Annotated in this window: 20 protein-coding genes; 10 read left to right on the top strand and 10 right to left on the bottom strand. The window is 71.1% G+C overall.

Annotated features, from left to right (window positions below):
• Nucleotides 1-57: 57 nt before the first annotated feature.
• From IE307_RS47395 to IE307_RS46505, 5 genes are all read right to left on the bottom strand, one after another.
• Nucleotides 58-1,458 (bottom strand): fatty acid desaturase, encoded by a 1,401-nt coding sequence (locus IE307_RS47395; protein ID WP_191295358.1) that lies wholly within the window; start codon nucleotides 1,456-1,458, stop codon nucleotides 58-60.
• A 64-nt stretch (nucleotides 1,459-1,522) separates the two neighbouring features.
• Nucleotides 1,523-1,813 carry a hypothetical protein gene (locus tag IE307_RS00010; protein ID WP_191295359.1) on the bottom strand — a complete coding sequence of 97 codons (291 nt, stop codon included), beginning with the start codon at nucleotides 1,811-1,813 and terminating at the stop codon, nucleotides 1,523-1,525.
• Between the two features lie 59 nt (nucleotides 1,814-1,872).
• A complete protein-coding gene (locus IE307_RS00015) occupies nucleotides 1,873-3,786 on the bottom strand; it encodes a GH36-type glycosyl hydrolase domain-containing protein (RefSeq protein WP_191295360.1) in 1,914 nt (637 codons plus the stop codon).
• Nucleotides 3,787-3,831: 45 nt separating this feature from the next.
• Nucleotides 3,832-6,162: a VIT domain-containing protein gene (locus tag IE307_RS00020; RefSeq protein ID WP_191295361.1), complete on the bottom strand. Its 2,331-nt coding sequence runs from the start codon at nucleotides 6,160-6,162 to the stop codon at nucleotides 3,832-3,834.
• Nucleotides 6,159-7,103 (bottom strand): MerR family transcriptional regulator, encoded by a 945-nt coding sequence (locus IE307_RS46505; RefSeq protein WP_229904231.1) that lies wholly within the window; start codon nucleotides 7,101-7,103, stop codon nucleotides 6,159-6,161. The genes IE307_RS00020 and IE307_RS46505 overlap by 4 nt, the downstream gene beginning before the upstream one ends.
• 132 nt (nucleotides 7,104-7,235) lie before the next feature.
• On the opposite strand from IE307_RS46505, the gene IE307_RS00030 reads away from it, so the two are divergent.
• The 4 genes from IE307_RS00030 (at nucleotide 7,236) to IE307_RS00045 (ending at nucleotide 11,447) form a co-directional block, all read left to right on the top strand.
• On the top strand, nucleotides 7,236-8,225 hold the full coding sequence (locus IE307_RS00030) for a hypothetical protein (protein ID WP_191295362.1): 990 nt from the start codon (nucleotides 7,236-7,238) through the stop codon (nucleotides 8,223-8,225).
• A complete protein-coding gene (locus tag IE307_RS00035) occupies nucleotides 8,222-8,746 on the top strand; it encodes a GNAT family N-acetyltransferase (protein ID WP_229904232.1) in 525 nt (174 codons plus the stop codon). The genes IE307_RS00030 and IE307_RS00035 overlap by 4 nt, the downstream gene beginning before the upstream one ends.
• Nucleotides 8,747-8,827: 81 nt before the next feature.
• Nucleotides 8,828-9,958 (top strand): BMP family lipoprotein, encoded by a 1,131-nt coding sequence (locus tag IE307_RS00040; protein ID WP_191296386.1) that lies wholly within the window; start codon nucleotides 8,828-8,830, stop codon nucleotides 9,956-9,958.
• Nucleotides 9,959-10,085: 127 nt separating this feature from the next.
• Complete coding sequence (locus tag IE307_RS00045) at nucleotides 10,086-11,447, top strand: NAD(P)/FAD-dependent oxidoreductase (RefSeq protein ID WP_191295364.1); 1,362 nt, start codon at nucleotides 10,086-10,088, stop codon at nucleotides 11,445-11,447.
• On the opposite strand, the gene IE307_RS00050 is transcribed toward IE307_RS00045, so the two are convergent.
• Complete coding sequence (locus IE307_RS00050; protein WP_191295365.1) at nucleotides 11,434-11,859, bottom strand: hypothetical protein; 426 nt, start codon at nucleotides 11,857-11,859, stop codon at nucleotides 11,434-11,436. The genes IE307_RS00045 and IE307_RS00050 overlap by 14 nt on opposite strands.
• Nucleotides 11,860-11,964: 105 nt before the next feature.
• Nucleotides 11,965-12,459 (bottom strand): carboxymuconolactone decarboxylase family protein, encoded by a 495-nt coding sequence (locus IE307_RS00055; RefSeq protein WP_191295366.1) that lies wholly within the window; start codon nucleotides 12,457-12,459, stop codon nucleotides 11,965-11,967.
• A gap of 46 nt (nucleotides 12,460-12,505) precedes the next feature.
• On the opposite strand from IE307_RS00055, the gene pdxR reads away from it, so the two are divergent.
• The 3 genes from pdxR to IE307_RS00070 all read left to right on the top strand — a co-directional run bounded on the left by pdxR (nucleotide 12,506) and on the right by IE307_RS00070 (nucleotide 16,234).
• Entirely contained in the window at nucleotides 12,506-13,924 is a 1,419-nt protein-coding gene (pdxR, locus tag IE307_RS00060; protein WP_191295367.1) for a MocR-like pyridoxine biosynthesis transcription factor PdxR, read from the top strand.
• Nucleotides 13,925-13,989: 65 nt separating this feature from the next.
• Nucleotides 13,990-14,787, top strand: coding sequence for an ion transporter (locus IE307_RS00065; RefSeq protein ID WP_229904234.1), 798 nt, complete (start codon nucleotides 13,990-13,992; stop codon nucleotides 14,785-14,787).
• A gap of 139 nt (nucleotides 14,788-14,926) precedes the next feature.
• Nucleotides 14,927-16,234, top strand: coding sequence for a putative glycoside hydrolase (locus tag IE307_RS00070; RefSeq protein WP_191295368.1), 1,308 nt, complete (start codon nucleotides 14,927-14,929; stop codon nucleotides 16,232-16,234).
• A gap of 11 nt (nucleotides 16,235-16,245) precedes the next feature.
• Here IE307_RS00070 and IE307_RS00075 read toward each other — a convergent pair whose 3' ends face one another.
• From IE307_RS00075 to IE307_RS00085, 3 genes are read right to left on the bottom strand one after another with little or no spacing between them, the layout of a single operon-like run.
• Nucleotides 16,246-17,208, bottom strand: coding sequence for a TIGR03564 family F420-dependent LLM class oxidoreductase (locus tag IE307_RS00075; protein ID WP_191295369.1), 963 nt, complete (start codon nucleotides 17,206-17,208; stop codon nucleotides 16,246-16,248).
• A 47-nt stretch (nucleotides 17,209-17,255) separates the two neighbouring features.
• Nucleotides 17,256-18,188 (bottom strand): LysR family transcriptional regulator, encoded by a 933-nt coding sequence (locus tag IE307_RS00080; protein ID WP_191295370.1) that lies wholly within the window; start codon nucleotides 18,186-18,188, stop codon nucleotides 17,256-17,258.
• Nucleotides 18,189-18,238: 50 nt separating this feature from the next.
• On the bottom strand, nucleotides 18,239-19,150 hold the full coding sequence (locus tag IE307_RS00085; RefSeq protein WP_191295371.1) for a TauD/TfdA dioxygenase family protein: 912 nt from the start codon (nucleotides 19,148-19,150) through the stop codon (nucleotides 18,239-18,241).
• A gap of 310 nt (nucleotides 19,151-19,460) precedes the next feature.
• On the opposite strand from IE307_RS00085, the gene IE307_RS00090 reads away from it, so the two are divergent.
• Genes IE307_RS00090 through IE307_RS00100 form a run of 3 tightly spaced genes read left to right on the top strand, consistent with a single transcriptional unit; the run spans nucleotide 19,461 to nucleotide 22,131 of the window.
• On the top strand, nucleotides 19,461-20,465 hold the full coding sequence (locus IE307_RS00090; RefSeq protein ID WP_191295372.1) for an ABC transporter substrate-binding protein: 1,005 nt from the start codon (nucleotides 19,461-19,463) through the stop codon (nucleotides 20,463-20,465).
• Nucleotides 20,462-21,283: an ABC transporter ATP-binding protein gene (locus IE307_RS00095; RefSeq protein ID WP_191295373.1), complete on the top strand. Its 822-nt coding sequence runs from the start codon at nucleotides 20,462-20,464 to the stop codon at nucleotides 21,281-21,283. Before IE307_RS00090 ends, IE307_RS00095 begins: the two co-directional genes overlap by 4 nt.
• The gene (locus tag IE307_RS00100) at nucleotides 21,280-22,131 is read left to right on the top strand and encodes an ABC transporter permease (RefSeq protein ID WP_191295374.1); all 852 of its coding nucleotides are present in this window, start codon (nucleotides 21,280-21,282) and stop codon (nucleotides 22,129-22,131) included. The genes IE307_RS00095 and IE307_RS00100 overlap by 4 nt, the downstream gene beginning before the upstream one ends.
• The last annotated feature ends 6 nt before the right edge of the window (nucleotides 22,132-22,137 follow it).

Consider the following 22,137-nt stretch of genomic DNA (forward strand, 5'->3'; position numbering starts at 1 on the left):
GAGATCATCCTGGCCTGCATCGTCCTGCACCTCAGGTGAAGATCCACAGGACACGCCCTAGGCCGACGTCACACGGCCGGGCGCGACGAAGTCGATCTTCTCGCGCACGCCGCAGTCCGGGCAGCACCACGAGTCCGGGATGGCCGACCACGGCGTTCCGGCGGGGAAGCCCTCGCGCGGGTCGCCGGTCGTCTCGTCGTAGACGTAACCGCAGCCCGGGCACATGCCTCCCGCGGTCGCGTCGCCGCGGCTGTCGTCGGTCACGGCCTCGCTCGTGCCGGTGCCGCCGTAGCGGGCGAGCACCTTCTCGCGCTTGCCCGGCTGGATGTTCGCGCGGCCGATGTCGCCGCCGAAGTGGCCCCGCACCCTCGGGTCCATCACGCGCCGCCACAGCGGTGGCACCAGGGCCAGCAGGATCATGCCCGCGTAGCCCGTCGGCAGCACCGGCGACTCGGCGAAGTCGCGCAGCGTCTGGTAGCGCCGGGTGGGGTTGGCGTGGTGGTCGCTGTGCCGCTGCAGGTGGTAGAGCAGGACGTTCGTGGCGATGTTGTTGGAGTTCCAGCTGTGGCTGGGGTCGACCCGCTCGTAGCGCCTGCGGCCGGGAGCCCCGACCATCTGCCGCAGCATCCCGTAGTGCTCCATGTAGTTCACGACTTCGAGCAGCGAAAAGCCGATCACCGCCTGGATGAGCAGGTACGGCAGGATGCCGGCGCCGAGCCACACGATCATCGCCGCCCACAGCACGGCGGACATCAGCCACGCGTTGAGCACGTCGTTGCCCAGCCGGTACGGGTGCCGGTCGCGACGGCCGTAGCGCTTGCGTTCGAGCCGCCACGCCGAGGCGATCGAACCGAAGACGGTGCGCGGCCAGAACCGGTAGAAGCTCTCTCCCACGCGGCTGCTGGCCGGGTCCTCCGGAGTCGCCACCCGCACGTGGTGGCCGCGATTGTGCTCGATGTAGAAGTGGCCGTAGAAGCTCTGCGCGAGCGCGATCTTCGACAGCCAGCGCTCGTGGCTCTCCTTCTTGTGTCCCAGTTCGTGCGCCGTGTTGATGCCGATGCCGCCGATGCACCCGATCGACACCGCGAGACCGATCTTGTCGACGACGGCCAGGTCACCGCGCGCGATCACCCAGAACGCCACCACGAAGCCGATGTACTGGATCGGCAGGTACAGGTAGGTGATCCAGCGGTAGTAGCGGTCGTTCTCCAGCCGTTCGATCACGTCGTCGGGCGGGTTGCTGCGATCGAGGCCCGCGACGAGGTCGATGGCGGGGACGATCACCAGGACCACGATCGGGCCGATCCAGAACCACACGCCCCAGCCCGTGACCGCGTGCATCCCGATCGCCAGGAACGCCAGGGACGGCACGACCAGTCCCAGCAGCCACAGGTACCGCTTGCCGTCCGTCCACTGCTCGGTTGAGCCGACGGGCACCGTTGCCTTCATGTCGCTCATGCCACGCTCCTCCGGGAGGTTGACAGAACGGTAGGACATGTAAAGCCGATTTGACAATGGGGCGCTAGTTGTAAACCCAGAGCACGCGCTCGCGCCTCCGGTGGGCGACGGCCACGACCTCGACGCTCACGGCCACCTCACCGAGCACGGCGTCGAGCGCCAGGCTGATGTCCTGGACCGCCCGCGGCGAGCTTCCGCGCCACACCACGAGTTCCGCGCGGATCTCCCCGTCCGACGACAGCTCGACGCTGTGCACGGCCGGGTGGCACAGGACGGTCTGCTCCACGAGCGAGAGCCGCTCGTCCTCGGACAGCGGCGTGCGCAACTGGACGACTCGGTGGCGGCAGCTGGACAACGGGACTCCTCGTACTGGTGCGGGTGGTGTCAGCCAAGACCGCACAAGATCCAGGAATGTCACGCCCGTTCACCGAATCGGGGTACGACGCCCCGCAGCCGCAGGTGGGCGAGCAACGGCTGGGAGTGGCTGTGCAGGTTCGCGACGGGGTAGGCCTGCATCGCGGTGCCGAAGTCGGGCAGGGCCCAGGTCTCACCGGGGCGGTCGCTGTCCGGGGCGAGGTAGCAGTCGGGGCCGGACAGCGTGCCGGTCCACACGTCCGGATAGGCGGCGGTGTGCGCGTGCAGGGTCATGCGCCGCCACTCGTCCCACGCCAGGTCGGGGTCGTACAGCGAGGCGGCCCACACCAGCGTCATGTTGACCGAGAACCAGACCTGGCCGTGCGTGCCCTCGGGAACGGGCCAGCGATGTCGTGCGCCCAGCGGTGAGCCGGCCCGGCACGTCTCGTCGATCGTGGTGAGCAACGCGCGCGCTTGGTCCGGTGTCGCGGCACCGCACAGGATCGCCCACGGCTGCACCTCCAGCCACAGGTCGTGATCACCGACGACCTTGCCGCCGGGACCGTGCGCGCGCCGGAACCAGCGGCCGTTCCACTCCCCCGCGACCAGCGAACGGAGGGCGGCAGCGCGTTCGCGTGCCTCGGAAGCCGTTGCGGCATCACCCAGACGGTCGGCGAGGCCCGCGTACAGCGGGAGCACCCAGGCGGCCATCGCCGAGTTCAGCACCGACTCGCCCCGCTCGATCATCACCTCACGGTCCACTCCGGACTCGCGGACGGCGAGGTCGTTCCAGTCCGCGTTCAGGATCCGGACGTGGCCGTGCTCCCCCGTCCCGACCTCGTCGGCGAAGAACCTGAACTGGCGCCGCAGGTTCTCGGCCAGCGGCACCGGTTCAGCGCCGTGGCACGGGTGGTACGGCACGGGGTCGTGGAACGCGGCGAGGTCGCCGGTCGTGGCGGCGTACTCGGCGGCGAGCCAGAGCGCCCACAGGTTCTGGTCGGACGGGCGGAACAGCTGGGTCCACGGCTGTTTGCGGCCGTCGAGCGCGTACGGGAGGTCGCCGTCCGGGCTTCCCCACGCGCAGGTGTTGCGCAGCACCGACAGCGCGAGGTCCGGTTCGAGGTGCACGAGCGGCAGGGCGTGCTGCAACGGATCCCTTGCGGCGCCGTTGAAACCGTGCCGGAACGAGTAGGCGGAACCCTGGTCGAGCGTGTGGCCGCCGAGCACCCCGTCGACGCACGCGCCGCCCGTCAGCAGGGCCGCGTGCCACCGGATCTCGTCCGGTGCGGCCGGGAGCCGGTTCTTGAGGCCGGCCAGGCTGGTCTCGTACACCGCCTCCGGGTCGGCGGGTCCGCCGAGCAGCCCGAACCGGAACCACGCGGTCGTCCGCTCCCCCGGCGGCACCTCCAGCACGACCTCGACGGTCAGCGGCCCGGCCGTGGTCTCGACGCGTTCGCCGCCGCAGTTCTCCAGCGCCACAACGGGTACGTCCGGTGGAACGTCCCCGCGCGTGGGGCCGAACTCGAGGTCGACCAGGCGCGGCCGCACCTCCCACTCCTCGGTCAACGACCGCCGCAGCGCCTTGTCTCCCCGGTTCAGCACGTCGACCCGGATCAGCACCCACGGCGCCTCGCCCTCCGGGCACAGCACCGTGCGTTCGACCTCGACTTCGTCGTCGTTCATCGTGACGCGGCAGAAGGTCGGGCCGAACAGCTTCACCGGGGCGGAATCCGTCGACAGGGCACCGAACCGGGCGATGCCGGTGCGTTCGGTGAGCCACCGGCAGCCGAGGTGCTCGTCCCACACGCCGAAGAGCCCGTCGCTGTCGGCCACCAGCGTGATCCGGCGGTTGCCCAGGTGCACCCAGTGCCTCGACGTCGGCGGGTCGATGACCGGATCCCACGGCCGGGGGCCTGCCCGGTACTCGAACGCGGGCAGGCCCTCTGCGGTCGTCCATCCTCCGAACGCGCTCACACGGGAAAGCGTTGCGGCAGAACCCTCACGTGGGCAATCGGCCGATCAGCGCCAGAACCTCTTGCGACGCTCGGGTTCGGCGGTCTTTCCCGTCCCGAACCCCCGCAGCACCTCCAGGGCACGGGCCCAGAGCGCGTCGACGTCCCCACCGGCCGTGATCTCGGAGATCAGGCCGTGCAGCGGGGCGTACTCGGCGCCCTGCCGTCCGGCGACGAGGGTCCCGAGCCGGCTGGCCAGGTCGTCGAGCAGGTCGCGGCGCTCCCACGTGGGCAGAGCCGCGTCCTTCTCCAGGCGGCGCACCTCCAGCGCGACGACCTCGCGCAGGTCACCCGAATCGGCGGGCGGCGGCACGGGCATCGGCCTCGGCATCGCCACGGGTGCGGACGCCCGCATCCGCTTCGGCGCCGCGCCGGGGCGCATGTCCCCGCGGGCCATGGGCGCGGCGGGAGGCGGCGGGGCGGCACCGAACGCGGCGGCCACAGAAGGAGCCCCTCCGGCGAAGCTCGCCATCGGCATCGGGAACCCCGGAGCCTGCCTCTCCCAGCCCGCGGGCTGCTCGACCGGCTGCACCACCCGGTGCACCGTGCCGTCGGAAACGATCCGTTCGTCCACCGCCACGAACGCGGTGAAGCGGCACAGCACGCCGAACCTCAACGACGTCCGCACGATCGACTCCTCCAGCGACCTGTCGCCGATCGCGTACCGGTCCTCCAGATCACGCAGCGCGGCACGGGCCCACTGCGCCCGGACGGCCGCCGACGTGTGCTCCCGCACGGCCACGGTCTCCTGCCAGTCCGACCCGTCGCGGGTCCGCCCGCGCACGGTGAACGAGTCCGGCGCCGCGCCGCTGTACCGGCCGAACGCCACGAGCGGCACGCCCGGATAGACGGCCGTCGGCTGCCGGGGCAGGTCGGAGGCAGGCGACACCACCACGTCGGTGATCACGGGCGCGCCGATGCGCCGCTGGATGTGGGTCATCGCCTCGTCGAGGCGGTCCTCGCTCTCGACCAGTTCGCACCGGCCGGCCCCGGCGGCGGCGAGCCGGCCGAGGAAGCCCGCGTTCACCGCCGTGTCGATGCCGACGGCGTGCACGCGCGTCCGGTTGATCATCGGCGCGATGTCGCGCAGCACCTGGTCCTCGTTGCCGACCTGCCCGTCCGTGACGAGCACGAGCACGGGATCGCGCTCCGACCGCGCGTCGGCCAGCAGACCCAGCCCCTGGCGCAGCGGTTCGTACAACTCGGTGCCACCCCGCGCCTGCACGGCGGCCAAGTGCTCGACGGCGCGGAAGCGGTGGCGGTCGGTGCCCGTCACGAGACCGGATCCCAACGTGTCAGGACGCTCCACCCGGTCGTCGAAGCTGATCACGGAGAACGTGTCGTCCGCGGTCAGCGTGTCGACGATGCGCGCCGCCGCCCGCCTGGCCGCGACCATCTTCCAGCCCGACATGCTGCCGGAGCGGTCGAGCAGCAGCACGACGTCGCGCGGACGCACCGGCGCCTCCGGCTCCGGCGGCAGGACCGTCAGCTGGTAGGTGCCCTCACCGCTGTCGTCCTCGTCGGGCACGCACACGACAGCGGAGCTGTTGCCCGCGTACGCCAGGCGGAGCACGAAGTCGCGGTCGACCCGCTCCCCCGGCGCGACCGTCACCGAGTTCCCCTCGGTGACCACGGTGTGCAGGCTCGACCGCACCTCACCGAGCTCCAGGCCCGCCGGGTCGATCTCCACACCGATGCCGAGGCGCACGGGGTTCGGGAAGCCCGGCAGCAACACCGGCGGCGTGATCCGGGACGCGTCCGGGACGAGGTCCGTGTCCTGCGCGTACCCGTCCCCGACCGACGGCCCCGGCAACGCACTGCCCGGCACGTACCTCGGCGCCACCACCAGCGGGAACCGGAACGTCGCCGCACCGTCCTCGAACACCAGCGGCCCCACCAGACTCAGCTCGACCTTCACCCGCTCCCCCGCCGGGATGTTGCCGACCCGCATGGTGAAGACGTCCGGCCGCTCCTCCTCCACGATCGACGCCCTCTTGCCCGCCGCGATCGCGTCGTCGTACGTCTGGCGCGCCTGGGCACGTTCCTGCAGATCGGCCTCGACCGTGCGGTCACCCGCGGTCATCTTCATGCCGGTCACGGCAGCGCGGTCCGGCAACGGGAACACGTAGGTCGCCTCGAGCGCGGTGTCGTAGGTGTTCACGAACCCCGCCGTCAGCACGACACGACCTATGAGACCCGTGACCTCCGCTCTCACGTCGAGGTGCTCCAGGGGCAGGTTGCCTCGTTCGGTGCGCAGCGCGCCGACACCCGCGTCCTCGGTCGTCCGGCCGACGCGGTCGGCTTCGGCGGCCTTCATCGGGGCGACGGAGATGGTCATGGCTGGTCCCTTTCGTCGAGCAGGCCGCGGGCGGCGAGCAGGTCGAGCAGTGGTCGGGCGGCGGTGGCGATCTCTGCGCGGTCGGCGGCGGTGGGGGTTCCCGGCACCAGGAGTACGGCGCCTCCGGGGAGGGCTACGCCGGTGAGGGCGTAGGTCCCGGGAGGGGTGGTTGGTGGGGCAGTCGGTGGGGCGGGTAGTGGAGTGGGAGGGGGTGGAGGGGCGGCTGGTAGTGGGGCGGGCTGGTCGGCGGGCGGTGCGGACGCACCCGGAGCGATTGAGGCGTCGGCAATCGCCGCGACCGGAGGTGCAGCAGGTGGAGCGACCGACGCATCGGCGAGTGGCGCGGCCGGAGCGGGAGCAGGTGGTACAGCCCGCGCGGCGACGGGTTGGGCGGGTGGCGCGGTAGCGGGCGGTACGGCCGGAGCGGCAGCGGGTGCCGCAGTCGGTGGCGCTGCCGGAGCAGCGGCGGGTGGTGCGTCGGTCGGCGATGCGGTCGGAGGGGCAGAGGCCGGTGCCCAAGCAGGCGTAGGTGCTGGATCCGTCGGAGCTGGTCCCGCCGCCGGTACCACCGGCGCCGCCCAGAACCTCGGCCGCACCGCCTCCGCCGGCGCCGCGTCACCCACCTCCAGCAGGTGCCCGGGAACACGGGCGATGGCCGCCAGCGTCGCCTCGGTGGCGCCCGCCAGCTCGGCCTGGATGTCGGCCAGCGTCCTCCCCTCCGACTGAAGTCTCTTCAGCGCCACCAGCTGGAGCAGGTGGCGGTTCTCGTACAACGCGGTGCGGCCGCGCATGGCGGACGGTCTGTCGACCAGGCCCGTTGTCGCGTACCAGCGGACGGCCCGTTTGTCGGGCACGTCGCGCACCCGGCCGTTGGGCGCGCCCGAGTACTCCGCCGTCAACGCGGCGGAGACGCGGTCCAGCAACTCGTCGAGCGTCCACACCCCCTGATAGTGACACTGCAACCGTGACAGTGTCAACGTCGGAAACCTGGTGCGGATCACTGCGGGTAGCCGGGTAGGGTCCAGCCGTCCGCGTGCCCCCTGTACACCCCCTGATGAGGACGGAGAGCACGAGTGATCACGGACGAGGCCGGCACCCTGCCCGGCCACGACGCAGCTCTGGGCCGGTTGAGGACCCAGAAGGCCCAGATCCAGTACGCGCTGGAGCACCTGCCGCGCGGGTCCTCGGTGGAGGACGTCCGCCGCTGGCTCAGCAAGCAGGGCCAGACGGTGCCGAACCGGGCCTACGCCACACCGATCGTCAACGAGTGGCGCGCCCGCAACGGGGTGACCGACACGAGCGGTCACGTGCTGCTGACGCCCGAGTTGATCGCCGAGCTCGACAAGGCGCAGAACCCCGAGACACCCGCCGAGGCCGCCGAACCCGTTGAGCCGACTAAGCCCGCCGGCGCCAAGGGCTTCTACGCGGTCGCGCTGATGAGCATCGGTGTCAGCGTCGACACGTCGTGGCGGTTCTTCGAGCAGCGCCTGGGCATCACCGACGTCGTGGAGCGGGTCGTCCTGTTCTCCGTGATGGAGGCGGCGCTGGTCGCGTGCGGCTGGGCGATGCGCGGCGGTGTGCGTCAGAACGGTCGTCCCGGTCCGGCTCGTCTGGTGGCGTGGGCGTTGACGGCGTTCGCCGCGTTCGCGGCCTTCAGCCTGTCCGGCCCGGTGGCCGGTACCGCCCGTGTCCTGCTCGGACCGGTGCTCGGTCTGGTGATGCTGCACCTCGCGCTGGGCATCGAGATCCGTGCGTCACGTCAGCGCACCACGACGTGGGCGCGCGTCGGCCGGGAGATGCGCGAGCGCCTCTTGTCGTTGCTGGGCTTGGGCGACGACGGCCGGGACGCGTTGGCGCGCACCCGTGACAAGGCGGCGTTGCGGGCCGCGAAGCTCGCCATCGCGAGCAAGTGGACGCCGCGGCGCAAGGCCCGTCTGCGCAAGGCGCTGCACGCATCGCACGTCGCGCACGACCCCGTACAGCGCGACCGGATGCTGCGTGAGCTCGGAGTGCTCCAGCACGCCGACGAACTGGCGCGGACCACCCAGCCCTCGCCGTGGTGACGCCGGTCCTGATCTCCGGCACCGGGCTCGCCGGGGAGATCGCCCAGCTGATCAACCGCGTGTACGCCGACGCGGAGAAGGGGATCTGGCTGGAGGGCGGCAGCCGGACCACCGAGGCCGAGGTGGCGGAGCTCATCGCCGCCGGGGAGATCGCGGTGGCCCGGTCGGACGGCCGCGTCGTGGGTTCCGTGCGCGTCCATCTGCTGGAGGACGGCGCGGGTGAGTTCGGGATGCTGGTCGCCGCGCCGGAGGAGCGCGGCACCGGCATCGGCACCGACCTGGTGGCGTTCGCCGAGGACTGGGGCCGGTCGCACGGCGTCGCGGAGATGCAGCTGGAGCTCCTGGTGCCGCAGGAGTGGAGCCATCCGGTCAAGGAGTTCCTGCGGAGCTGGTACACGCGCATCGGTTACCGGCTTGTGCGCACCGACAGCCTCGAGAGCGCGTACCCGCACCTGGTGCCGCGCCTGGCCTGCCCGTGCGACTTCCTGGTCTTCCGCAAGGTCCTCGATCCCAGTAGGTGAACTCTCAACCGGTTCGATCGAGGTGCGAGGTACCGTCCGCCTCCTAAGCCGAGTTAGAGGAGACGAACCGTGCGTCGTCGTATGCGTGGCACCGCCGTGGCCGCGATCGCGCTGACCAGCCTCATGGTGGTGAGCGCCTGCGCGAAGGACTCCGGTGGGGGCGCTACCACGCCCACCGGGTCCGGCAGCGCCTGCGAGTTCGCGACGCCGCCCGCCGCGGCCGCCGCCACGAGCACCAGCGCGGCCGAGGGCAAGAAGGTCGACGGCAGCGCGTTGAAGATCGGCCTGGCCTACGACATCGGCGGCCGCGGCGACGCGTCGTTCAACGACCTCGCCGCCGCCGGTTTCGACAAGGCCATCACGGACATGGGCGTGAAGAAGGAGAACACCCGCGAGCTCTCCGCCGCCCCGAACGAGGACGAGACCGCGAAGCAGACGCGCCTGCGCCAGCTCGCGTCCGAGGGCTTCAACCCGATCGTCGGCGTCGGCTTCGCCTACACCGAGTCGCTCAAGGTCGTCGCGCCGGAGTTCCCGAACGTCCAGTTCGGCCTGGTCGACTCCGCCGTCGAGGGTGTCACCAACGTGACGCCGCTGGTCTTCGCGGAGCAGGAGGGCGCGTTCCTCGCGGGCGTCGTCGCCGCGTACCAGAGCAAGAACTGCCACGTGGGCTTCGTGGGCGGCGTGGACATCCCGCTGATCCAGAAGTTCGAGGCGGGCTACAACCAGGGCGCGCGCACCGCGGCCCCCAAGGTCAAGATCGACAAGAAGTACATCACCCCGGCCGGCGACTTCACCGGGTTCCAGGACCCGCCCAAGGGCCAGGAGGCCGCGAAGGGCCTGATCGACAAGGGTGCCGACGTGCTCTACCCGGCGGCGGGCGCCTCCGGCATCGGCGTGTTCGCCGCGGTGAAGGAGGCGGGCGTGCTCGCCATCGGGTGCGACGCCGACCAGTACAACCAGCCCGCGCTCGCCGCCAACCGCGACGTCATCGTGGCGTCGAGCCTCAAGCGCGTGGACGTGGCCGTCTACGACTTCTTCCACGCGGCCGCCGGGAACGACCTCGCGTCGTTGCCGAAGGTCTTCGACCTGAAGTCGAACGGCATGGGCTACGCGACCTCGGGCGGCAAGATCGACGCCAAGCTCCAGGGCATCGTCGAGGGCTTCAAGGCCCAGATCATCGAGGGCAAGATCAAGGTCGCCGACAAGGTGTAGCGGTGTGACGTGCGACGCCTCCCGTCACACGTCAGCGCACTGCCTCGTCCAGTGGACGGAGGCCCGGTGGAACCACGCGAACGCGTGAACACCGGGCCCACCACTGGAAGAGAGGCTGGTGCGCGCGATGACCACGAAGAACCTGTTCCGGCGACGCAGGGCGGACGCCGGCCGCGACCGCGGGGCCGAACTGCCCCACGTCGTCGTGGTCGGCGCCGGGTTCGCCGGGCACACCGCGGCCAAGGGGCTGCTGCGCCGGTTGCGCGGCAAGGCCCGGATCACGGTGATCGACCAGCTGGACCACTTCCTGTACCTGCCGCTGCTGCCCGAGGTGGCGGTCGGCACCCTCGAGCCGCGCCGCATCGCGGTGCCGCTGAACCGCTCGCTGCGCGGCGCCGAACTGGTGCTCGGGACGGTGGACGCGGTCGACGTCGAGGCCAGGACCGTGTCCTGGGTGAACCCGGACGGCGGCCGCGGCACGCTGGGCTACGACCGGCTCGTGCTCGCCGCCGGCAGCGTGAACAAGCTGCTCCCCATCCCCGGTGTCACCGAGTACGCCCACGGCTTCCGCAGCATTCCGGAGGCGCTGTACCTGCGCGACCACCTGGTCCGCCAGGTCGAGCTGGCGGCCACGTCGGCCGATCCCGCGGAGCAGCGCGCCCGGCTGACGTTCGTGACCGTCGGCGCCGGGTACACGGGCACCGAGGTCGCGGCGCAGGGCGCCACGCTCACGGCGCTGATGGCGAAGTCGCGTCCCTCGTTGAAGGACGTGCCCGTCCGGTGGATGCTGCTCGACCTCGCCCCGCGGGTGCTCCCGGAGCTCGACCGGCGGCTGTCGCGCACCGCGGACCGCGTGCTGCGCAAGCGCGGCGTCGAGGTCCACACCGGACAGTCGATCGCCGAGGCGTTGCCGGGGAAGGTGAGGCTGACCACCGGGGAGGAGATTCCCACCCGCACGCTGATCTGGTGCGTCGGCGTGCGCCCGGACCCGCTGGTGGCCGACATGGGCCTGCTCACCGACCACGGGCGGCTCGTCGTGGGAACCGACCTGCGCGTGGCCGGTCACCCCGAGGTCTTCGCCTGCGGGGACGCCGCGGCGGTCCCGGACGTCACCCGCGACAACGCGCTGACCGCCATGACGGCCCAGCACGCCACCCGCCAGGGCGCGCTCGCCGCCCGGAACGTGGCCGCGTCGCTGGGACACGGCACGCCCCGCACCTACAAGCACCACGACCTCGGCTTCGTGGTGGAGCTCGGCGGCACGGACGCCGCGGCGAACCCGCTCGGCATCCCGCTGTCCGGGCTCCCCGCCACCCTGGTCACCCGCGGCTACCACCTCGTGTCGATGCCCGGCAACCGCCTGCGCGTGGCGGTGGACTGGCTGCTCGACGCCCTCACCGGCAGGCAGGCCGTCGGGCTCGGCATGGTCAGGGCGGAGCACGTCCCGCTGGACGCGACCGGCACCTCCAGCACCGTCACTCCGCGGTGACACCCGCTCGGCGCCGGGCCGGGATCACCAGGATGGCCGACACGACCACGATCAGGCTCAACGTCACCACGTTCAGCGCCTGGTCCAGCGGTTCGTACATGTGCAGCATCGTCAGGTGGTAGACGAAGTGCAGGGTGTTGAAGACCAGCAGCGCCGAACCGGCCAGCAGCACCACGGCGGGCTTCCTGGCGTTGGCGAGCGCCACCAGGCTCAGCACGGTGAACGCCAGGTACGCCGCGCCGACGTCCTTGGCGAAGTGCTCGTTGTACGGGCCGAGCTGGGGCAGCCACGTCAGCCCGAACCCGGGAAACGTGTCGTACCAGGCCTTCGGGGCGAAGTAGGCGAAGACGCCGACGTAGGCCGAGGTGAGGCCGATGAAGGCCAGGCAGATCCGGTCGAGCAGAAGTTTCATCCCACAGTCCTTCGTCGCGTCTCCGTCCGGACGGGCCCCGTCCGGACGGGTGCGGTGGCGCTCAGCGCCGCGCCACCGCGTCCTCGTCTTGCGGCACAAGCGGTTTCAGTGCGAACCGGCGCGGTAGGCGCCCGGCACCTGGCGGGTGGTCACGGCGAACCGGTTCCAGGCGTTGATCGCGGCGATCGCCCCGATCAGGTGAGCCAGTTCCTCGTCGCCGAAGTGCGGGCGGACGGCGTCCCACACGTGGTCCGGCACGAACCCGTCGGTCAGCACGGTCACCGCCTCGGTGAGCTCGATCGCCGCGACCTCGCGCGCGGTGTAGAAGTGCCGGGACTCCTCCCACGCCGACAGCTGCACGATCCGTTCCACGGACTCGCCCGCGGCGAGGGCGTCCTTGGTGTGCATGTCGACGCAGAACGCGCAGTGGTTCAGCTGGGAGGCGCGGATCTTCACCAGTTCGAGCAGCACCGGGTCGAGGGGTTTGCGGGTCGCGGAGTCGAACCGCAGCATCGCCTTGTACATCTCGGGAGCCGAACCGGCCATGTCCATCCGTGCCGCGTGCGGAGCAAGTCGTTCGTTGTCACCAGGTTGAGCCATGCGTCCACAGTAGAATCACAATGACCCAGAGGTGTGGTCCAGTTCCATGACCGACGTGAGTACCACTTCCCGGCGTGATCTCGTGCGAGGCCTCGACCTGCACCTCGACCGCCACGGCGGCGGGCTGAGGGAAGGCCTGCTGGAGGCCTTCCGCGAGGCGGTCCGGTCCGGGCGGCTGCCGTCGGGCACGCGCCTGCCGTCCAGCCGGGCGCTGGGCGCCGACATCGGGGTGTCCCGCAACACGGTCGTGCAGGTGTACGCGGAGCTGACCGCGGAGGGCTGGCTGCTCTCCCACCGGGGTTCGGGCACCGAGGTCGCTCCGCGCACCGACGCGACGCCCGCGACCGCGTCGGGCTGGCGGCACCCGCGACGGCCACCGCGGCCGTTGCACGACCTGCGCCCCGGCAGCCCGGACCTGTCGACGTTCCCCCGCACCGAGTGGCTGCGGGCGTCGCGGCGCGCGCTCCAGGCCGCCCCGGACGAGGCGCTGGGCTACGGCGACGTCCACGGGCTGCCCGAGCTCCGCGAGGCGGTCGCGACCTACCTGGCCCGCGCCCGCGGTGTCCACACCAGACCGGACAACGTGATCGTGAGCAGCGGGTCGGCCCAGGGACTCGCGCTGCTCGCCGGTGCGCTCAGGAAGCGCGGCGTGACCGCGGCGGCGGTGGAGGAGTTCGGGCTGCCGATGCAGCGGCGACTACTCGAGTCCGCCGGGATGGAGGTCGTGGCGCTGCCGCTGGACGAGGACGGCGCACAGGTCGCCGCCCTGCACGACCGGCCCGACGTCGGCGTGGTGCTGCTGACCCCGTCGCACCAGTTCCCGACCGGGGTGGCCTTGCACCCCGATCGCCGGGCGGCCGTCGTCGACTGGGCGCGGCGCACCGGCGGGCTCGTCGTCGAGGACGACTACGACGGCGAGTTCCGCTACGACCGCACCCCGGTCGGCGCGCTGCAGGGCGTGGAACCGGCCCGTGTGGCCTACCTGGGCACCACGAGCAAGTCGCTCGCCCCCGGCCTGCGGCTGGGCTGGGCGGTGGTGCCGGACCACCTCGTGGACGCCGTCGCCGCGGAGAAGGGCGAGGTGGACGTCTTCTGCGGCTTCACCGACCAGCTCGCCATGGCGGAGTTCATCCGCTCCGGCGCGTACGACCGGCACATCCGGACCATGCGCCGCCACTACCGGCGCCGCCGCGACCAGCTGGTCGCGGCGCTGGCGGCGCACTCCCCCGCCACCCGGCTCACGGGGATGGCCGCCGGCCTGCACGTGCTCGCCGAACTGCCGCACGGGGACGAAAGCGTGGTGTGCCAGGGCTCTGCCTGGCAACGGCTGGCGATCCACGGGCTCGCCGACTTCCGCCACCCCGGCGCCGCACCGGGGAGGGACGCACTGGTGATCGGCTACGCCACCCCGTCCCCCAGCGCGTGGAACGGAGCGTTGCGGGCACTCGCACAACTGCTGCCCTGACTCCAGGGCGTCGGCCGAACGGGTGAACCGCCGACCGGGAAGATCCACTCGATAGATTGATCTTCGTGCTCTCCCGTGGCCGGCTGCGCGTCCTGGTCGACTCCCCCTGGTTCACCAAGGTGATCACCGCGGTGATCCTCGTCAACGCCATCACGCTGGGTGCCGAGACGTCCCCTGAGCTGATGGCGTCGTTCGGGGACGCGCTGCACCTGATCGACCGGGTGGCGCTGGCGGTGTTCGTCGTCGAACTCGCGCTCCGGTTCGGCGCCTACGGCAGGAGCTTCTTCCGCGACCCGTGGAACTGGTTCGACACCGTGGTCGTCGCGATCACGCTGTTGCCGGCGGCGTCCGGCTCGTTCTCGGTGCTGCGCGCCCTGCGGGTCCTGCGGGTGCTGCGGCTCGTGTCCGTGGTGCCGAGCATGCGGCGGGTCGTGTCGGCGCTGCTCACCGCGTTGCCGGGCATGGCCTCCATCACCGCGTTGCTGGCGTTGGTGCTGTACGTGTCGGCGGTCATCGCCACGAAGCTGTTCAGCACCGTCGCGCCGGAGTACTTCGGGGACCTCGGCGACTCGTTGTTCACGCTGTTCCAGGTGATGACCGGCGAGGCGTGGTCGGAGGTCGCCCGGCAGGTCATGCAGGAGAAGCCGTTCGCGTGGGTGTTCTTCGTCGGCTACCTCGCCGTCACGACGTTCACGGTGCTCAACCTGTTCATCGCGGTGGCGGTGAGCGCGATGCAGAACCAGATGAGCGAGGAGCACGCGGAGCACGACCGCGAGGAAATGGCGGCCACGATGGAGATCCTCGCCGAGGTCCGCAAACTCCGCGCCGACGTGGAGGAACTGCGCGGCAGAGCCTCGGTCTGAGCGGGACGAGAAGTCCTACTCACGGTGGGCGTTGCGCCGTGACGCCGCACCGCAAGAGGTGGTTTACGGCGCAAGCACCGTTTCTCGATCTCGGGATGGGTAGCCGAAGACAGGTCACCCCGGGACGAGGAGGAACGGAATGCTGGAGAAGGCAGGCAAAGTACGGAACCTCCTCGTGCCGCTGACGGTTCTGCTGGCCAGCGTCGTCCCACCTGTGGTGGACGTCGGCGACCTCACGCCCGTGATCGACGTCGGCGGGCTAGCGCCCGTGATCGACGTGGGCGGGCTGCCGCCACTGGCGGTTCCGGGCGAACTCGTGCCCGTGGGGCGCGCCAAGTCCTTCTGGTTGCACCTCAACAGCACGCCGGTGTCCGACGAGACCATCGCAGTCGAGGCCAAGCGCCGCGCCCACGTCGTGCTCAACGCCTGGGAGGGCGACCTCCTGCGCAAGCTCAAGACCGCGAACCCGGCCGTCAAGGTCTACGTCTACAAGGACCTGTCCTCCACACGCTCCTACGCGTGCAAGAACGGCAAGGACGACGAACACCTGCCCGCGGGACTGGGCTACTGCGCGGTCAGGAAGAGCAACCCGGAGTGGTTCCTGAAGGGAGCCGACGGACGGGAACTGGAGTACGGCGGCTACGAGGGCCACTCGCAGATGGACGTCGGAAACCCCGAGTACCGCAAGGCGTGGGTGGACAGCGTCGTCAAGACCTCGAAGGCCACCGGGTTCGACGGCGTGTTCCTCGACAACGCGCTCTACAAGTGCGATGCCTACCACGCGGGCAAGTGCCCGGCGAAGTACCCGGACGACAGGTCGTTCCAGAACGCCTACAAGGGAATGCTCGCCGAGGTCCAGCGCGGGTTCGCGGCCGCGGGCCTGCTTTCGGTGGGAAACCTGACCAACGCGCGGCTGCACGCGGGCGGCTGGGAGGCGTACGTCGCCCACCTCGACGGCGCGTTCGACGAGTGGTGGCTGACGTTCTCCAGCGACCGGCGGCTCGAGGACTACGCGGAGGGCTGGAGCCGACAGGTCGCCCAGATCGCCCTCAACGAGGCGCACGACAAGATGATCTGGGTGCAGCCGCACTTCGACGTGGGTGACACCACGGCGTTCCGGTACGCGCTGGCCAGTCTCTTCATGACCACCACCGGAGACACCGCGATCGCCGAGATCGCGAAGACCGACGGCTACGCGGACCCGACGGCCTGGCACCCCGAGTACGACTGGCACCTCGGTTACCCCGCCGGCTCCTACCGGAAGGTCGCGGACAAGGTGTACCGCAGGGACTTCACCTGCGGAGTGGCGCTGGTCAACGCGAACCCGACCGGCAGCCCCGCGGTGCAGGTCCCGCTGCACCGCACCTACACCGACCACGACGGCAAGGCGGTCACCTCGGTCAGCCTGCGCGGCACCACGGGTGCGCTGCTGCGCGCGAAGTGCTGACTCCAGGCCGCCTACGACACCGACGTGGCCGAACGGCTGCGAGCGAGAGCGCCCGCCAGCCTGCGGGTCCTGCTCTGAGTGGCCGCGTCCAGGTCGTGGTGCGCGGTGAGCACGACCTCCGTGGCGCCTGCCTCGACGTACTCCCGCACCCCGGCGGCCACGGTGTCCTCGTCACCGATCAGCGCGAGGTCCACGGGGTTCTCCGTGCCGTTGAGCGCGAGGACGCGCCGGTAGGACTCGAACCGGGTGTAGAAGGCGAGGCCGCCGGCCATCGTGCGGCGGGCCTCCTCGCTCGTGGTGACGGCCGCGGGGACCAGGGCGACGATGCGCGGCGCGGGCCGTCCGGCCTCGGCGGCCGCGGCGGTGATGGCGGGGACGACGTGCTCGGCCAGGGCGCGTGGGCCTGCCAGGTACGGAACGGTGCCGTCGGCCAGTTCTCCCGCAATCCGCAACGCCTTCGGGGCCATGGCGGCGACGAGGACCGGGGTGTGCGTCGCGCCGGGGACGTGGGTCGGCAGCATCGAGCGGGCGGTGATCAGCTCGCCCTCGTGCTGGACCGGCTCGCCGCGGAGCAGCGGTCCCAGCGCGGTGAGGAACTCGCGCAGCCGCGCCACGGGTCGTTCCCACGGCAGGCCGAACGCCTGCTCGACGATCGGCGGCGCCCCCAGGGCGACGGCGAGGTGGAACCGGCCCCCGGTGGCCGCCTGGGCCGTCTGGGCCTGGCTCGCCACCAGCAACGGGTGCCTCGCGAACACCGGCACCGCCGAGACCCCGACGTCGATGCCGGGCACGCGGGCGCCGACGAGACCGGCCAGGCCGATCGCGTCGTAGTCCAGGCGCTGGCCCGTCCACACCGCGTCGACGCCGGCCTCGGCCGCCTCGCGCGCCTCGTCCACGGCGGACTCGACCAGGTTGTGCCCTCCGGTGCCCGCCAGGGTGACGCCGTACCGGACGGCCAGTGAAGTGATCGACATGCCTCCATGTCACCGGCTGCGGGCGCCGGCCGTGGCGGTGATGCCCGTCAACCGGCCTTCTGATGCCTCCGGGGCATCACCCGGGCCAGGCGCTTGCCCGTGCCGGGGCAGTGCGCCCGCGTCACGTCGAGGAAGGCGCCCAACGCGGGTGAGATGTCGGCGCCGCGGAACGACATGGTGAGATCGGGCAGCCGCAGCGGTGGGTCGACCTCGACCATCACGGTCTCCGGTCTGCCCAGCCGCCGCACGCTCGACGGCACCAGGCCGACCCCGATCCCGCAGGCCGCCAGCCCGATCACGGTGTGCACGTCACGGGCGTGCGTGATGCCGCCCGCGGCCTTGACCAACGCGGCCAGCACGCGCGTCGCGGCGGGTTCGTCGGCGGCGGGCGCGGCGATCAGCGACTGGCCGCGCAGCTGTTCGGGTGAGATCGCGGGCTGCCCGGCGAACGGGTGCCCGCGATGGCACACGGCGATGAGGTGGTCACCCGCGACCGGCACCGCGGTCAGCCGCTCCGCCCCCTCTCCCGTCGGCGCTCCCCTGGTGATCGCCAGGTCGATGTCCCCCGCGAGCAGTGCCGCGCCGCTCTGGGCGGTCGACAGCTCACGGCACTCCAGGACCACGCCGGGGTGCGCGGACCGGAACCGGGCCAGCAGCGACGGCAGCAGTTCGATCAGCGCCTCGCCCACGAAGCCCAGCCGCAACGACCCCGCCTGCCCGCGCGCCGCCCGCCGGGCCTCGGTGGCCCCGGCCTCCACCTGCTCCAGCACCCGCCGGGCGTGCACGACGTAGACCGCTCCCGCGGCCGTCGGCACCACCCCGCGCGCCGTCCGTTCGAACAGCGCCGCGCCGAGTTCTCGTTCGACCGCGCCCACCTGCCGCGACAGGGAGGGCTGGGTCATGCCGAGAGCCTGGGCCGCACGCCGGAAGTGGCGGTGCTCGGCCACCGCCACCACGTACCGCAGTTGCCTCAGTTCCACCGTTTCAGCCAACCACCTCGATGCCCTCGGGGCATCAGGAGGCCAAGGCGCTAGAGCGCGGAGAAGTGGGCCGCGTCGCCGACGATCGTCGTGCTGGCCACGCCTTCGACGCTCACCGGCACGTCGCCGGCGATCGTGATCCGGTGCAGGCGGCGGCGCTGGTCGTCGTAGTCCGCGACACCGTAGTGCTGCGTCGCCCGGTTGTCCCACACCGCCACGTCGCCGTCGGACCACTGCCACCGCACGGTGTTCTCCAGGTGCGTCACCCGGTTCTGCAGCAGCTCGAAGACCGCCCGCGACTCCGCGGAGCTCAGTCCCACGATCCGCTTCACGAAGTGCCCCAGCAGCAACGCGCGTTCGCCGGTCTCCGGGTGCACGCGCACCACCGGGTGCTCGGTCTCGTAGCGCGACGACTCGAACTCCTCGCGGTACGCCTCCTCCTTCACGTCCACTCCCCCGATGCGGGTCGAGTCGACGTGGCCCGCGTAGTCGTAGAGGTTGGTGTGCACGGCCCAAAGCCGGTCCACGAGCGCCTTCAACGCCGCGGGCAGCTCGTCGTAGGCACGCGCCGTGTTGGCCCACACCGTGTTCCCGCCGTACGGGGGCAGCTCGATCGCGCGCAGGATGCTGATGGCCGGCACGCGGTCGACGAACGTGACGTCGGTGTGCCAGCTGTTCGCCTTGCCCTGCTCGGAGTCGATCGCGAGCACGTTGGCGTGCTCCTCGCCCTTCACCGTGGGGTGCGCGAGGGTCGGCTGCCCGAGCAGGCGGGCGAACGCGAGCTGCCCGGCGTCGTCGAGCTGCTGCTGGCCGGAGAAGAACACCACCTTGTTCGCCAGCAACGCGGCCCGGACCTCGGCGACGACCTCCTCGGGCAGATCACCACCGAGCCGGACGCCGTCGATCCGCGCACCGATGCCCGCACCCAGCTTGTGGACGGTGACGGAGAGCTGTGCGGTCATCGCGAACTTCCTTTCGTGGAGGGCGAACCTGCTCTCCACGGTGCTGACTCCGGCGCCGCCGGCGCAACTTTGCGCGCGGAGAAATTAAGTCTTCCCACGTGGTGGAAAGGTCTGAGCGGCGGAGTTTCTTCCAGCGTGAAAAATAGGCGGGGGCGTCCAGGAGTCCTCCATGATGTGGGACGGCCGTTCCGGCCGTTGACCAGCGCTCGAGCCGGGTGTGACGCTTCTGGCCGTCAGCGACGCCGCTCGCAGAACCCTCTCACTCCATTGAGGACGGTCTGCCCGTTTCCGCTCCAGCGAAGGAACTGCTGTGACCACCACACGACGGAACTTCCTCGGCCTCACCCTCCTGGGTCTGACAACCGCGACCGTCGGCTGTTCGACCGCTGCGGGCGCGGGTGTGGAGACCAAGACGTTGCGCTACCAGGGCTGGGCGGGTGACGTGACACTGCCGGAGCTCGCCGCGGACCTCGGCCACCTCGGCGACCTGAAGCTGGAATGGGTCGGCAACACGATCAGCGGGCCGCAGGACATCCAGTCCGCCGCCACCGGTCAGGTCGACTTCGGCGGCGCGTTCAACGGCGCCGTCGTGAAGCTCAAGGCCGCCGGCGCGCCGATCCGGTCGGTGATCGGCTACTACGGCTCCGACGAGCACGCCTACGCCGGCTTCTACACCCTGGAGGACAGTCCGATCAGGACGGCCCGCGACCTGCTCGGCAAGAAGGTCGGCATGAACACCCTCGGCGCGCACCACGAGGCCATGCTCGGCATCTACCTCAAACGCGCGGGCCTGAGCCCCGACGAGATCAAGAAGGTCGAGCCGATCGTGGTCCCGCCGGTGAACACCGAGCAGTCGGTGCGGCAGAAGCAGATCGAGGTCGGCGTGCTCGGCGGCATCCTGCGCGACAAGGCGCTCGAGAAGGGCGGCGTCCGCAAGCTGTTCTCCGACTTCGACCTCCTCGGCCCGTTCACGGCGGGCACCTACGTGTTCACCGAGAAGTTCCTGCGCGACAACCCCGGCACGACCCGCACGTTCGTCAGCGGTGTCGCGAAGGCGATCGAGTGGAGCCGCACCACCCCGCGCGAGCAGGTGGTCGCCCGCAAGGTCGAGATCCTCACCAGGCGCAACCGCAACGAGGACCCGGCCGCGCTGAAGTACTGGAAGTCGACCGGAGTCGCCCAGAAGGGCGGCAAGATCCTCGACGAGGAGCTCTCCATCTGGGTCGACTGGCTCGCCGAACGCGGCGAGATCACGAAGGACCAGGTCAAGCTCACCGACCTCTACACCAACGACTACAACGAGCTCGCCCGATGAGCGCGCACATCGCCTTCCGCGGCGTCTCCAAGCGGTTCGAGGTCAAGGTCAGGGGCTCGCGGCAGCACACCGAGTTCACCGCGGTCGACGGGATCGACCTCGACGTCGGGCGCGGCGAGTTCGTCGTGCTGGTCGGCCCGAGCGGGTGCGGCAAGTCCACCCTGCTCGACCTGCTCGGCGGCCTCACCGCGCCGAGCGAGGGCGAGATCCTGCTCGACGGCCGGCCGATCACCGGGCCCGGTCTCGACCGCGGCACCGTCTTCCAGCAGTACGCGCTGCTGCCGTGGCGCACGGCGCAGGGCAACGTCGAGTTCGGGCTGGAGGCGACCGGGGTTCCCCGCCGCCGGCGTGCGGAACGGGCGCGCGAGTTCCTGGACCTGGTGGGGCTCACCGGGTTCGAGGACCGGCACCCCCACCAGCTCTCCGGCGGCATGCGCCAGCGCGTCGCCATCGCCCGCAGCCTCGCCTACGACCCGCAGGTGCTGCTGATGGACGAGCCGTTCGCCGCGCTGGACGCGCAGACCCGCGAGTCGTTGCAGGACGAGCTGCTGCGCATCTGGCAGCGCACCGGCAAGACCGTCGTCTTCATCACGCACTCGATCGACGAGGCCGTGCACCTCGGTCAGCGGGTGGTCGTGCTGACCTCGCGACCGGGTCGGGTGAAGGAGGTCGTGCCGATCGACCTCGGCGACCGCACGCGGCAGGACGACCTGCGTTCGAGCACCGAGTTCGCCCGCTACCGGCACCGCATCTGGGACCTGCTGCACGACGAGGTCTCCCGCGCCCAGCTCCAGGAGAAGGAGGTGGTGGGGGCATGACCGCGTTGCTGGAGACCCCGCCGCAGGCAGAAGACCGCCGCACATCGGCACCGTCGCGTCCACAGAGGACGCTCGCGCGGATCCTCGACGCGCTGCTGACCGGCGCCGGCAAGGTCGTCGCGATCGCCGTGCTGCTCGCGGTGTGGGAGGTCGCGCCCAAGCTCGGGCTCGTGGACTCCACGTTCCTGCCGCCGTTCTCGACCGTGCTGGAGTCCTGGTGGGACCTCGCGCTGAGCGGCAAGCTGCTCGACAACACCTGGGCGAGCCTCGTGAGGTCGTTGTCGGGCTTCGGGCTCGCGGTCGCCGCCGCTGTCCCGCTCGGTCTGCTCATCGGCTGGTACAAGCCGGTGGCGACGCTGCTCAGCCCGCTGCTGGAGGTGTTCCGCAACACCGCCGCGCTCGCGTTGCTGCCGGTGTTCGTGCTGCTGCTGGGCATCGGGGAGACGTCGAAGATCGCGATCGTCTTCTACGCCTGCACGTGGCCGATCCTGCTCAACACGATCAGCGCCGTGCGGACCGTCGACCCGACCCTCCTGCGGCTCGCGCGGTCGATGGACCTGTCGGGGTTCCGCCTGTTCCAGAAGGTGATCCTGCCGTCCTCGGTGCCCACGGTGTTCACCGGCATCCGGCTGGCGGGAGCGTTGTCGATCCTGGTGCTGGTGGCGGCGGAGATGGTCGGTGCCAAGGCGGGGCTCGGCTACCTGATCAACGCCTCGCAGTACAACTTCGCCATCCCGCAGATGTACGCGGGGATCATCACGCTCTCCGCCATCGGTGTGCTGTTCAACCAGGTGCTGGTCGCCCTGGAGCGCCGCTTCACGTCCTGGCGCGTCCCCGTCGGAGCATGAGGAGTC

Origin of the sequence: Lentzea cavernae (assembly GCF_014653695.1) — a bacterium.
In the GTDB taxonomy this organism is placed as follows: domain Bacteria; phylum Actinomycetota; class Actinomycetes; order Mycobacteriales; family Pseudonocardiaceae; genus Lentzea; species Lentzea cavernae.